General features: G+C 72.1%; 10 protein-coding genes. 7 read left to right on the top strand and 3 right to left on the bottom strand.

Annotated elements, in window-relative coordinates:
• Positions 1–130: 130 nt before the first annotated feature.
• Positions 131–631 carry a DUF4245 domain-containing protein gene (locus ACZ7MY_RS39480; protein ID WP_499610267.1) on the bottom strand — a complete coding sequence of 167 codons (501 nt, stop codon included), beginning with the start codon at positions 629–631 and terminating at the stop codon, positions 131–133.
• A gap of 195 nt (positions 632–826) precedes the next feature.
• On the opposite strand from ACZ7MY_RS39480, the gene glpX reads away from it, so the two are divergent.
• Positions 827–1,870, top strand: a complete 1,044-nt coding sequence (gene glpX / locus ACZ7MY_RS39475) for a class II fructose-bisphosphatase (RefSeq protein ID WP_499610247.1) — start codon at positions 827–829, stop codon at positions 1,868–1,870.
• 83 nt (positions 1,871–1,953) lie between these two features.
• Here glpX and ACZ7MY_RS39470 read toward each other — a convergent pair whose 3' ends face one another.
• Together ACZ7MY_RS39470 and ACZ7MY_RS39465 are read right to left on the bottom strand one after the other, a co-directional pair.
• Complete coding sequence (locus ACZ7MY_RS39470) at positions 1,954–2,307, bottom strand: WhiB family transcriptional regulator (protein WP_499610244.1); 354 nt, start codon at positions 2,305–2,307, stop codon at positions 1,954–1,956.
• A gap of 249 nt (positions 2,308–2,556) precedes the next feature.
• Positions 2,557–3,234 (bottom strand): DUF1707 SHOCT-like domain-containing protein, encoded by a 678-nt coding sequence (locus tag ACZ7MY_RS39465; RefSeq protein WP_499610242.1) that lies wholly within the window; start codon positions 3,232–3,234, stop codon positions 2,557–2,559.
• Between the two features lie 129 nt (positions 3,235–3,363).
• Here ACZ7MY_RS39465 and ACZ7MY_RS39460 point away from each other — a divergent pair, with 129 nt between their 5' ends.
• From ACZ7MY_RS39460 to ACZ7MY_RS39435, 6 genes are all read left to right on the top strand, one after another.
• Positions 3,364–5,022, top strand: a complete 1,659-nt coding sequence (locus tag ACZ7MY_RS39460; protein WP_499610240.1) for a fumarate hydratase — start codon at positions 3,364–3,366, stop codon at positions 5,020–5,022.
• 163 nt (positions 5,023–5,185) lie between these two features.
• A complete protein-coding gene (locus ACZ7MY_RS39455) occupies positions 5,186–6,595 on the top strand; it encodes a class II fumarate hydratase (protein ID WP_499610238.1) in 1,410 nt (469 codons plus the stop codon).
• A gap of 114 nt (positions 6,596–6,709) precedes the next feature.
• A complete protein-coding gene (gene fomD, locus ACZ7MY_RS39450; RefSeq protein WP_499610235.1) occupies positions 6,710–7,393 on the top strand; it encodes a cytidylyl-2-hydroxypropylphosphonate hydrolase in 684 nt (227 codons plus the stop codon).
• Positions 7,394–7,520: 127 nt separating this feature from the next.
• Entirely contained in the window at positions 7,521–8,207 is a 687-nt protein-coding gene (locus tag ACZ7MY_RS39445; RefSeq protein WP_499610232.1) for a class I SAM-dependent DNA methyltransferase, read from the top strand.
• A gap of 59 nt (positions 8,208–8,266) precedes the next feature.
• Positions 8,267–10,870, top strand: coding sequence for a SpoIIE family protein phosphatase (locus tag ACZ7MY_RS39440; protein WP_499610230.1), 2,604 nt, complete (start codon positions 8,267–8,269; stop codon positions 10,868–10,870).
• Between the two features lie 162 nt (positions 10,871–11,032).
• On the top strand, positions 11,033–12,481 hold the full coding sequence (locus ACZ7MY_RS39435) for a catalase (RefSeq protein ID WP_499610227.1): 1,449 nt from the start codon (positions 11,033–11,035) through the stop codon (positions 12,479–12,481).
• Positions 12,482–12,524 lie beyond the last annotated feature (43 nt).

Here is a 12,524-nt window from a genome sequence, read left to right as displayed (position 1 = left end):
CTCCGCGACGGCACCTTCTACGAACCGCGCCCATCCGCAACAGCCACCGCGTGACCAGCACAGGCTTGACGAAGGACATAGAGGCACCCCCCCCCCGCGCAGACCCCCGGGCCGGCGGCGGTGACGGGGTTCAGCCCTGCACGCCGCCGCGCTGCTCGAGCGCCCCGGCCAGTTCCGCGAGCCGGGCCATCGGGGCCGTGCCGGTGACCATCGTGGTCACCCCGCCCTCCTCGCGCACCAGCGCGTCGTACTTGGGGCCCTCGTAGCGCTGCCAGGTCTCGCCCCCGACGCTGCGGGTGCCGACCCGCTCCGCCTCGTGGCTCTTGGCGGCGACGAACTTCTCCGCGGCCTCGTTGCTCTGCTCGACGGCCGCGTACTCGTTCTCCGGGTCGACGAAGCCCAGGTGCCACCGCACGGCCTTGGGGTCGGTGGACTCGTACGTCACCGAGGTCGCCCGCCAGTCCTCGCCGAGGCCCTCCGGCGCCGCGACCCCGTAGGGGGCGTCGCGCCGTGCCTGGTCGAGCTCGACCCGGTAGCCGACCACCTTGACGGGGTCGTGGTTCTCGTCGTGCGGGATGAACAGCCAGATGCCTCCGGCGACGACGCCGATCGCCGCCATCGAGAGCACCATGTCCCGCAGGGTTTCCGTGCCGCGCTTCTTTGCCACGTCCCCTATGGTCCCCCATGCCCCGGACCGTCCGGCCGCCCGGGGTCGCACCCGGCGGGAAATCCGCTCATGTGACGGGTGCCCTGCTCATCCTGGCGGGGTCCGGATAAGGTCGTAACACCCTCTATCCCGGCCGTCCTCGTACAGAAAGGTGCGCTGATGACCGAGCAGCACGAGAACCACAATCTGCCGCCGCAGCTCGAGGTGAATCCCGAGGCCCCCGACCGCAACCTCGCCCTGGAGCTCGTCCGGGTCACCGAGGCCGCCGCCATGGCGGCCGGCCGCTGGGTCGGGCGCGGCGACAAGAACGGCGCCGACGGCGCGGCCGTCAAGGCCATGCGCACCCTCGTCTCCACCGTGTCGATGAACGGCGTCGTCGTCATCGGCGAGGGGGAGAAGGACGAGGCCCCGATGCTCTTCAACGGCGAACGCATCGGCGACGGGAACGGCGCGGAGTGCGACATCGCCGTGGACCCGATCGACGGCACCACCCTGACCGCCAAGGGCATGCCCAACGCCATCGCGGTGCTCGCCGCCGCCGACCGCGGCACGATGTACGACCCCTCGGCCGTCTTCTACATGGACAAGCTGGTCACCGGCCCCGAGGCCGCCGACTACGTCGACATCACGGCCCCGCCCTCGGTGAACGTCCGCCGGGTCGCCAAGGCGAAGGGCAGCGCCCCCGAGGACGTCACGGTCGTCGTGCTCGACCGTCCACGCCACGAGGGCATCGTCAAGGAGATCCGGGAGACCGGGGCGCGCATCAAGTTCATCTCCGACGGCGACGTGGCCGGCGCGATCATGGCCGTCCGGGAGGGCACCGGCGTCGACATGCTGATGGGCGTCGGCGGCACGCCCGAGGGCATCATCGCGGCCTGCGCGATCAAGTGCCTGGGCGGCACCATCCAGGGCAAGCTGTGGCCGAAGGACGAGGCGGAGAAGCGCCGAGCCCTGGACGCGGGTCACGACCTGGACCGCATCCTGCACACGGACGACCTGGTCAGGGGCGACAACGTCTTCTTCGTCGCCACCGGCATCACGGACGGCGAGCTGCTGCGCGGAGTGCGGTACCGCGCCGAGACGGCCATCACCCAGTCGCTGGTCATGCGCTCGAAGTCCGGCACGATCCGCCAGATCGACTCCACGCACCGCCTGTCGAAGCTGCGCGCCTACAGCACCATCGACTTCGACCGCGCGCGCTGAGCCGCCGCGGCCCCGCGCCGCGCACCCACGGACGAGGACCGGGAGCCCGCCGGCACGGCGGGCTCCCGGTCCTCGCTCCCGTCTCAGCCCGCCGCGGCGATCCGCGTCCCGGGCCGCTGCAGCTCCGCCTCGCGGCGGCGGCGCCGGGCCAGGACGACCCTGCGCTCGGCGGCGGTCATCCCGCCCCACACCCCGTAGGGTTCCGGCTGCAGCAGCGCGTGTTCGCGGCACTCCAGCATCACCGGGCAGCGCGCGCAGACCCGCTTGGCGGCCTCCTCACGGGACAGCCGCGCCGCGGTCGGCTCCTTGGACGGCGCGAAGAACAGACCCGCCTCGTCACTGCGGCACGCCGCCTCCGCGTGCCATGGGCCGCCCAGGTCCCGGGGGTGACTCAGGGAGGACCTGGAGGGTGCCGGGGGCTCGATCGGTTGAAGCACGGGATACTCCTGACGACGGCTCGGCTTGGTGTCACCCTTGCCCGTCGCTGCGGTGCCGGTGCGTCTCCACGGGTCTGTCGGCGTGAGGAGGGCTGCGGCGAGCGACGTGTCCCCTTGCCCTACCCGCTGTGCGCGCGTTCATGCGCACCGTGCCGGGCACGCCGCCCGCCGGCCCGTGGTGTGTTCCGTCGATCCCCGTACGCGGCGCGGGAGTTGGGCCGCGCCGCGGTGGGCCGCCGGGCCGTGCGGTCAGCCGTCGAGCTCCGCGGGGCCGAGCCCCTTCTTCTTCACGCGCTTGCCGCGGCGCGGCTTGGCCTCGACGCCGCCCCAGAAGGCGAAGCCCTGGACCTTGATGACGGGGGCGTTCGGATCGGGCGCCTCGTACGCCTTCACGTCGGAGCCGCCCATGATGCCCACGACGCCGCCGCCGCGCAGGGTGACGTTCTCGGGGACCTTGATCTCGACGCCGCCCATGATGGCGGTGCAGTTGATGACGAGCTCGGGGCTGGTGAAGGTGGCCTCGGTGAGGTCGATGACGACGCCGCCCATGATGGCGACGGCGTTGATCTTCGAGCCGACCCGCCAGCGGCCCTTGCGCTCGGCGCCGCCGAGGATGCCGATCAGGTTGGGGTTCTCCCCGGACCCGTCGGGCACCCAGTGGTGCGCCCCCGGCGCCGGGGCGGGCGTGCTCGCGGTGCGTCCCGCGGGGAGGTCACGGACGTACGGCTCCAGTTCGCCGACGGTCTTGGCCGCGTAGACCCCGTCGAGCCGCTCGGAGTGCTCCTCGGTGGTCAGGCGGCCCTCCGCCAGGGCATCGCGAAGGATGTCGGCCACCCGGTCGCGGTCCGCGTCGGACGCGCGGAGATCGGCTTCGGCCACGGGGCGCACGGGGTGCTGTTCACGCTTCTGGAGCGACGACTCATCCACCCGACTACCGTACACAAACGCGATAGATCGCGACTAGGGCCGGTGAGGGTCACCTCACACATCCGGTACCCCGCGCACGTTCTACGCTTGTTGGGCTTCTATGACGCAGCGCCAGTGAGGATGTCCCTTATGCCCGAGTTCGCCTATACGGATCTGCTTCCCCTCGGTGAGGACACCACTCCGTACCGACTGATCACCTCCGAGGGCGTCAGCACCTTCGAGGCCGACGGCCGGACGTTCCTCAAGGTGGAGCCGGAGGCACTGCGCACGCTCGCCGCCGAGGCGATGCACGACATCTCCCACTACCTGCGTCCCGCGCACCTCGCCCAGCTGCGCCGCATCCTGGACGACCCCGAGGCGTCCGCCAACGACCGCTTCGTCGCCCTGGACCTGCTGAAGAACGCCAACATCGCCGCCGCCGGCGTGCTGCCGATGTGCCAGGACACCGGCACCGCGATCGTGATGGGCAAGCGCGGCCAGAACGTGCTGACGGCGGGCGGCGACGAGGAGGCCCTCTCGCACGGCATCTTCGACGCCTACACCAAGCTCAACCTGCGCTACTCCCAGATGGCCCCGCTGACCATGTGGGAGGAGAAGAACACCGGCTCCAACCTGCCGGCCCAGATCGAGCTGTACGCGACCGACGGCGGCGCCTACAAGTTCCTGTTCATGGCCAAGGGCGGCGGCTCGGCCAACAAGTCCTTCCTCTACCAGGAGACCAAGGCGGTCCTGAACGAGGCCTCCATGATGAAGTTCCTGGAGGAGAAGATCCGTTCGCTCGGCACGGCGGCCTGCCCGCCGTACCACCTGGCGATCGTGGTCGGCGGCACCTCCGCCGAGTACGCGCTGAAGACCGCCAAGTACGCCTCCGCGCACTACCTGGACGAGCTGCCGGGCGAGGGTTCGCCGACCGGCCACGGCTTCCGGGACAAGGAGCTGGAGGAGAAGGTCTTCGAGCTGACGCAGAAGATCGGCATCGGCGCGCAGTTCGGCGGCAAGTACTTCTGCCACGACGTGCGCGTGGTGCGGCTGCCCCGGCACGGCGCCTCGCTGCCGGTCGCCATCGCCGTGTCCTGCTCCGCCGACCGCCAGGCCGTCGCCAAGATCACCGCCGAGGGCGTCTTCCTGGAGCAGCTGGAGACCGACCCGGCCCGGTACCTGCCGGAGACCACCGACGAGCACCTGTCGGACGAGGACGTCGTGCGCGTCGACCTGGACCGCCCGATGGACGAGGTACTGGCCGAGCTGTCCAAGTACCCGGTCAAGACCCGGCTGTCGCTGACCGGCTCGCTGGTCGTCGCCCGCGACATCGCGCACGCCAAGATCAAGGAGCGGCTGGACGCGGGCGAGGAGATGCCGCAGTACCTGCGCGACCACCCGGTCTACTACGCGGGCCCGGCCAAGACCCCCGAGGGTTACGCCTCCGGCTCCTTCGGCCCGACCACGGCCGGCCGCATGGACTCCTACGTCGAGCAGTTCCAGGCCGCGGGCGGCTCCAAGGTGATGCTCGCCAAGGGCAACCGCTCGAAGCAGGTCACCGACGCGTGCGCCGCGCACGGCGGCTTCTACCTCGGCTCGATCGGCGGCCCGGCGGCGCGCCTGGCCCAGGACTGCATCAAGAAGGTGGAGGTGCTGGAGTACGCCGAGCTCGGCATGGAGGCGGTCTGGAAGATCGAGGTCGAGGACTTCCCGGCCTTCATCGTCGTCGACGACAAGGGCAACGACTTCTTCACCGATCCCGCCCCCGCGCCGACGTTCACCAGCATCCCGGTGCGCCCCAAGGCGTGACCCGTCCCCGACGGCCCGGCACCGCGTGCGCGGTGCCGGGCCGTCGGCGTTGCGCGGTGCGTTCCGGGGGGAATGAAACGTGCCGTGCCGCTGTCGTGGGGAGGGGGTGTACTGGGAGGTACCAGGACGCCCGACGATGTCCGCGATGGAAGGGATTCCGGCCATGCCCGAGCAGGACGCAGGGGACGAGCGCGAGTACCGCACCGAGCACGACTCGATGGGCGAGGTGCGCGTCCCGGCCCACGCCAAGTGGCGCGCGCAGACCCAGCGGGCGGTGGAGAACTTCCCCATCAGCGGACGCGGGCTGGAGCGCGCCCACATCGAGGCGCTCGCCCGGATCAAGGCCGCCGCGGCGAAGGTGAACGCGGAGCTGGGCGTCCTGGACAAGGACGTGGCGGAGGCGATCCAGGAGGCCGCCGCCGAGGTGGCCGAGGGTCGCTGGGACGCGCACTTCCCGATCGACGTCTTCCAGACCGGGTCCGGCACCTCGTCCAACATGAACGCCAACGAGGTCATCGCGACCCTGGCGGGCGAGCGGCTGGGCCGCGACGTGCACCCCAACGACCACGTCAACGCCAGCCAGTCCTCCAACGACGTCTTCCCCTCCTCCCTGCACATCGCTGCGACCGCCGCGGTGACCGGCGACCTGGTCCCGGCGCTTGAGCACCTGGCGGCGTCGCTGGAGCGCAAGGCCGCAGCGTTCGCGGACGTCGTGAAGTCCGGCCGTACGCATCTGATGGACGCCACGCCGGTGACGCTCGGCCAGGAGTTCGGCGGTTACGCGGCCCAGGTCCGGTACGGGGTGGAGCGGCTGCGGGCCTCGCTGCCGCGGCTGGCGGAGCTGCCGCTGGGCGGGACCGCGGTCGGTACGGGGATCAACACCCCGCCCGGCTTCTCGGCGGCGGTGATCGCCGAGGTGGCGCGGACGACCGGGCTGCCGCTGACCGAGGCGCGGGACCACTTCGAGGCGCAGGGCGCCCGCGACGGGGTCGTGGAGACCTCCGGGCAGCTGCGGACGATCGCCGTGGGCCTGACCAAGATCGCCAACGACCTGCGCTGGATGGGCTCCGGCCCGCGCACCGGCCTGGCCGAGATCGCCCTGCCGGACCTGCAGCCCGGTTCCTCGATCATGCCGGGCAAGGTGAACCCGGTGATCCCCGAGGCGGTACTGATGGTGGCGGCGCAGGTCATCGGCAACGACGTGACGATCACGACGGCCGGCGCCGCGGGCAACTTCGAGCTGAACGTGATGCTCCCGGTGATCGCCCGGAACGTCCTGGAGTCGGCCCGGCTGCTCGCCAACGTCTCCCGGCTGCTGGCGGACCGCACGGTCGACGGGATCACGGCGAACGTGGAGCGGGCCCGCGAGTACGCGGAGTCCTCGCCGTCGGTGGTGACCCCGCTGAACAAGTACATCGGCTACGAGGAGGCGGCCAAGGTCGCCAAGCGGTCGCTGGCCGAGCGGAAGACCATCCGCGAGGTGGTGCTGGAGTCCGGCTACGTCGAGCGCGGGCAGCTCACCCTGGAGCAGCTGGACGAGGCGCTGGACGTGCTGCGGATGACCCGGCCCTGACGGCGCGGCGCGCCGTCGTCCCGGCCGCCCGGTGCGGGCCGTCCCGCGTCCGGCGTGACGAAGGATCGGCTCAAGGGTGACGCCTCCGTGACACGGGGTCCGTAAGATCCGTTCATGACAGCGGACATCCTTCTTTCCCAGGGAGCGGGCCGGGACGGCGGCGCGGGCCGCTGGGTGCCCGGCGAGCAGGTGCTGTGGCGCTACCGCTGCAACGGCGGCGACGCGGTGCACATCTGCCGCCCGGTGACCGTGGTCCGCGACGACCCGGACCTGCTGGCGGTGTGGATGGCGCCGGGCACCGAGTGCGTCAAGCCGGTCCTGGCGGACGGCTCGCCGATCCACCACGAGCCGCTGGAGACCCGCTACCTCAAGCCGCGCACGACGTGCGTGGACCGCTGGTGGGGCGCGGGCGTGCTGAAGCTGGCGCGCCCGGACGAGCCCTGGTCGGTGTGGCTGTTCTGGGAGCAGGGCTGGCGCTTCAAGAACTGGTACGTGAACCTGGAGGAGCCGCGTCTGCGCTGGTCGGGCGGGGTCGACTCGGAGGACCACTTCCTGGACATCCACGTCACCCCGGACCGCGCCTGGCAGTGGCGGGACGAGGACGAGTTCGCCCAGGCCCAGACCGCGGGCCTGATGACGGCGGAGACGGCGGAGCGGGTGCGGGAGGCCGGCCGCCGGGCGGTCGGCGTGATCGGTGACTGGGGGCGTCCGTTCCGGGACGGATGGGAACACTGGCGTCCGGATCCGGCGTGGCCGGTACCGGCCCTTCCGGTTGACTGGGGTCGTCCGGCAAGGTGACCGCGTGAGCGGCTTGCCGAGGACCCCAACCCCAATCGTAAGATCGTGGCCCATAGTGCTGCACAAAACACAGGCTCACACTAGAGTTTGACGCTATGTCACCAAGGTCATACGGGAGGCCCGGGCTGTGGGAGTCGGCGGCTACGAGGACATACAGCTGGACCGCACCGGCCAGGCCGAGGGGTTCGACGCCATAGGTGACCGCTACGACGAGGCCTTCCCCTACAAGGAGGGCCAGGTCACCGCGGGCGAGCGGCTGCTGGCGCGGCTCCCCGCGGGCTCCCGCGTGCTGGACCTCGGCTGCGGCACGGGGCTGCCGACCTGCCGTCAGCTGACCGAGGCCGGGCACAAGGTGACGGGGGTGGACCTCTCCGCCGGCATGCTGGCGCTCGCCCGCCGGCACGTGCCCCGGGCGGCCTTCCACCGGGCCGACATCGCCGACCTGCGGACCGGCGGCCGCCTCGGCCCCGGCGGGCCGGAGGACCTGGGCCGCTTCGACGCCGCCGTGGCCTTCTTCTCGCTGCTGATGCTGCCGCGGGTGGAGATCCCGCTGGCCCTGCGCAGCGTCCACGACCTCCTCCTGCCGGGCGGAATGTTCACCCTTTCGATGGTGGAAGCCGACGTGGACGACTTCGCGATTCCGTTCCTTGGTAACACCATCCGGGTATCGGGTTATCTACGGGAGGAATTGCGCCAGGTGGTCACCGAAGCGGGATTCGTGGTCCTTGAGGAGGATTCGTACGCGTACGCGCCGCACACCACCGAAGTGCCGCCGGAGGAGCAGCTCTTCCTGCACTGTCGACGACCCGCCTGACGCGGCCGCCCCGTCACGTGCCCGGCACGTGACGCACCCGACCGGATGGAACGACCAGCGTGAGCACGGAGCGCATTTCTGAGCAGGCCGCCGCCCAGGCGACGACGGCCGGCCCGGCACGTCCGGGCGACACCGAACCGGTCCCGGATCCGCGGGCCGGCTTCCGGCTGCCCGCGGACCCCGAGCCGGGCGACGAGGCGGTCGCGTCCCCGTCCCCAGGGCCGCAGGCCCCCGGCCGGTCCCCGGCCCCGTCCGCGGCGGGCCAACGCCCGCGCCGGGGCCGCAGGGGCGGCGGCGCCGAGCGCGGCGCGGCCGTCGGCGGGACCGGCGATGCCGGCGGCGCCGCCACGCCGCCGGCACAGCGTCAGACCCCTCCCGACGCCCCCGCGTCGGCTCCCGTCCCCGCCAAGCCCGGCCGCGGTGGCCGGCGTGCGCGCGGCGGACGGTCCGCGCGGCGGTCCGCCGAGGTGCGGGACCGTCAGGCCGCCCGGGTGGTCGCGGGCGAGGGGGTCGCCGCCGTCCAGCACATGACCGCCGCCCCGGCGGACGGCGCCCGCGGACGGCAGGCCGTACGGCTGCGCACCCCCGAGGCCCCCGGCGTCGCCCCGGCGGGCGCTGAGTCCTGGAACGGCACCGCGGGCCGGGACCGGCGGGCGGCCACCGCGATGGCGGCCCCCGTGGAACCCGGCCGCAGGGCCACCGCGAGCGGCGGGAACCCGGGCGCCCCGGGCGTACCCGGCCCCACGCAGCCCGACGGCGGCGAGCCGCGCGCCCGGCAGCGGACCCCCGACACGACGCTGCCCACCTCACGGGCGACGGGCCGGCAGGGCGGCCGCGGCGGCCAGGCCGGCGGGCACCCCGTCGACGAGGACTCCACCGGCGGCCAGCCGCTGAAGAAGATCGGCCCGCAGCACCGTGGCCGGGCGGCGCAGGCCGAGACCGAGCGGCTGCGCTACGTCGGCGCGGCCACCCGCCGCATCGCCCGCGGCCTGGACCTGGACGAGATCGTGCTCGGCCTGTGCCGCTCCGCGGTGCCCGCCTTCGCCGACGCGATCCTGGTCTACCTGCGCGACCCGCTGCCGGTGGGCGACGAGCGCCCCTCCGGCCCGCTGGTGCTGCGGCTGCGGCGCACCGACCGGGTGCCGGACGAGGACGCCCCGGAGCCGGTGGAGGGGCTGCTCATGCCGGTCGTCCCCTCCACGGAGGGCGCCTACGGCTCGGCCGCCGAGGTCGTGACCGTCCCCACGGACGGCTCGCTGGCCGAGGTGCTGCGCGGGGTGCGTCCGGTGTTCTCCGAGAGCGCCCAGTCCACGGCGGCCCTGCACGAACTGGTCGGTGGCTGCCGGGAGGCGGAGTTCGGCGAGACGTTAGACCTTCCGAACGGACGCCGGGCGATCCTGGCACCGCTGCGCGGCCGCCGCCGGGTGATCGGCGCGACCGTGCTGCTGCGCCGTCCCGAGCGCGCCCCGTTCGACCAGGACGACCTGCTGATCGCGGCGCAGCTGGCCACCCACACCGCGCTCGGCGTGGACAAGGCGGTGCTCTACGACCGCGAGGCGTCCATCGCCGACTCCCTGCAGCGCGAGATGCTGCCGGACTCCCTGCCGGAGCCCACCGGGGTCCGGCTGGCCAGCCGCTACCTGCCCGCCGCCGAGTCGGCCCGGGTCGGCGGCGACTGGTACGACGCGATCCCGCTGCCGGGCAGCCGGGTGGCGCTGGTGGTCGGCGACGTCATGGGCCACTCCATGACCTCGGCGGCGATCATGGGCCAGCTGCGGACGACCGTGCAGACCCTGGCCGGCCTGGACCTGTCGCCGCAGGAGGTGCTCTACCACCTGGACGAACAGGCCCAGCGGCTCGGCCAGGACCGCATGGCCACCTGCATCTACGCGGTCTACGACCCGATAGCGCACCGGGTGACCATCGCCAACGCGGGCCACCCGCCGCCGGTGCTGCTGCACGCCAGCGGCCTGGCCGAGGTGCTGCGTGTGCCGCCGGGCGCGCCGATCGGCGTGGGCGGCGTGCCCTTCGAGGCGGTCGAGCTGCCGGCCCCGGCCGGGGCGACGCTGCTGCTGTACACCGACGGCCTGGTGGAGTCCCGCACCCGCGACGTGTGGGGCGGCATCGAGATGTTGCGCGAGCGGCTGCACACGGCGTCGGCGGTGGTGTGCCCGCCGCCGCTGGAGCCGCTGTGCGACGAGGTGCTGGAGATCGTGGGCCCGGGCGACCGGGACGACGACATCGCGCTGCTGGCCGCCCGCTTCGACGGCATCGCGCCGCGCGACGTCGCCTACTGGTTCCTGGAGCCCCGGGCGCAGACGGCCGGCCGGGCCCGGCGGCTGGTACGCCAGGCGCTCGGCCGCTGGAACCTGGAGCCGCTGACCGAGGCGACGGAGCTGCTGGTCAGCGAGGTGGTGACCAATGCGGTGCGGTACGCCGAGCGTCCCATCACGCTGCGGCTGCTCCGTACCGACGTGCTGCGCTGCGAGGTGGGCGACGACGCGCCGACGCTGCCGCGGATGCGCCACGCGCAGCCGCAGGACGAGGGCGGGCGCGGGCTCTACCTCGTCAACCGGATGGCGCAGCGCTGGGGAGCGACCCGGCTGAGCGCGGGGAAGGTGGTCTGGTTCGAAATGGGCATTCCGGACGGTGTGGACCGGTAGACACTCCGTATCCGTACACGTTTTATTTCTGGACATTGTCCAGATCCTTGGCGTGAAGCCATTGTCCGGCGTGCCGAGCCGGTGATTCAGTGTTTGTGTGGTCGTTAGCGACCAGGAGCCCCCGACGGACTCTTCCGAAGATCGACGGGAGGACACACTCACATGAGCACCCCCTACACCACCAACAACGCCGGGATCCCGGTGGAGAGCGACGAGCACTCGCTGACGGTGGGCTCGGACGGCCCGGTCCTCCTGCAGGACCACTACCTCATCGAGAAGATGGCGCAGTTCAACCGCGAACGGGTGCCGGAGCGCGTGGTGCACGCCAAGGGCTCGGGCGCCTACGGCGTCTTCGAGGTGACGAACGACGTCAGCCAGTTCACCAAGGCCGACCTCTTCCAGCCCGGACGCCGCACCGAGATGCTGGCCCGCTTCTCCACGGTCGCGGGCGAGCTGGGCAGCCCCGACACCTGGCGGGACCCGCGCGGCTTCGCGCTGAAGTTCTACACCGAGTACGGCAACTACGACATGGTCGGCAACAACACCCCGGTCTTCTTCGTGCGCGACGCGATGAAGTTCCAGGACTTCATCCGCAGCCAGAAGCGTCGCCGCGACAGCTCTCTGCGCGACAACAACATGCAGTGGGACTTCTGGACGCTGTCCCCCGAGTCGGCGCACCAGGTCACCTGGCTGATGGGCGACCGCGGCGTGCCCAAGTCGTACCGCCACATGAACGGCTACAGCTCCCACACCTATATGTGGGTCAACGGCGGCGGCGAGCGGTTCTGGGTCAAGTACCACTTCAAGACCGACCAGGGCATCGACTTCCTCACGCAGGAGGAGGCCGACCACTACGCGGGCGCCGACAGCGATCTGCACCGCCGTGACCTGTACCAGGCCATCGAGCGCGGCGATCACCCCTCGTGGACGCTGTACATGCAGATCATGCCGTTCGACGACGCGGCGGACTACCGGTTCAACCCGTTCGACCTGACCAAGGTGTGGCCGCACGGCGACTACCCGCTGATCGAGGTCGGCCGGATGACGCTCAACAAGAACCCCGAGGACTACTTCATCCACATCGAGCAGGCCGCCTTCGAGCCCAGCAACATGGTGCCCGGCATCGGCCCCTCGCCGGACAAGATGTTGCTCGGACGGCTCTTCTCGTACGCCGACACCCACCGCTACCGGATCGGCCCCAACTACGCGCAGCTGCCGCCGAACCGGCCGCACACCGAGGTGCGCTCGTACGCCAAGGACGGCCCGATGCGCTACGAGCCGTCGCGCACCGCCGCCCCGTACGCCCCGAACTCCGTGGGCGGGCCCGAGGCCGACATCGCCCGCTTCGGCGACCCGGCCGGCTGGGAGGTCGCGGGGAACATGGTGCACGAGCCGTACAAGCTGCACCGCGAGGACGACGACTTCGGCCAGGCCGGGACGATGGTCCGGAAGGTCCTGGACGACGCCGCCCGCGACCGGCTGGTCTCCAACGTGTCGGGCCATCTGAAGAACGGGGTCAGCGCCCCCGTCCTGGCCCGCGCGGTCGAGTACTGGCGCAACATCGACAAGGAGGTCGGCGACCGCATCGCCGCCAACGTCAACGGCCTGTAGGCCGGACCTCCCCACGGCCGCAGCCCCGGAGCACGTGATGTCC

It is taken from the genome of Streptomyces sp. NPDC111520, from assembly GCF_055635295.1.
Note: the sequence above shows the minus strand (reverse complement) of the source record. Positions and strands in the feature narration are given on the sequence as shown.

Coding starts and splice junctions, on each gene's coding strand:
- ACZ7MY_RS39480 (WP_499610267.1), bottom strand. CDS start 631: ATGGTGCTCTCGATGGCGGCGATCGGCGTCGTCGCCGGAGGCATCTGG.
- glpX (WP_499610247.1), top strand. CDS start 827: ATGACCGAGCAGCACGAGAACCACAATCTGCCGCCGCAGCTCGAGGTG.
- ACZ7MY_RS39460 (WP_499610240.1), top strand. CDS start 3,364: ATGCCCGAGTTCGCCTATACGGATCTGCTTCCCCTCGGTGAGGACACC.
- ACZ7MY_RS39455 (WP_499610238.1), top strand. CDS start 5,186: ATGCCCGAGCAGGACGCAGGGGACGAGCGCGAGTACCGCACCGAGCAC.
- fomD (WP_499610235.1), top strand. CDS start 6,710: ATGACAGCGGACATCCTTCTTTCCCAGGGAGCGGGCCGGGACGGCGGC.
- ACZ7MY_RS39435 (WP_499610227.1), top strand. CDS start 11,033: ATGAGCACCCCCTACACCACCAACAACGCCGGGATCCCGGTGGAGAGC.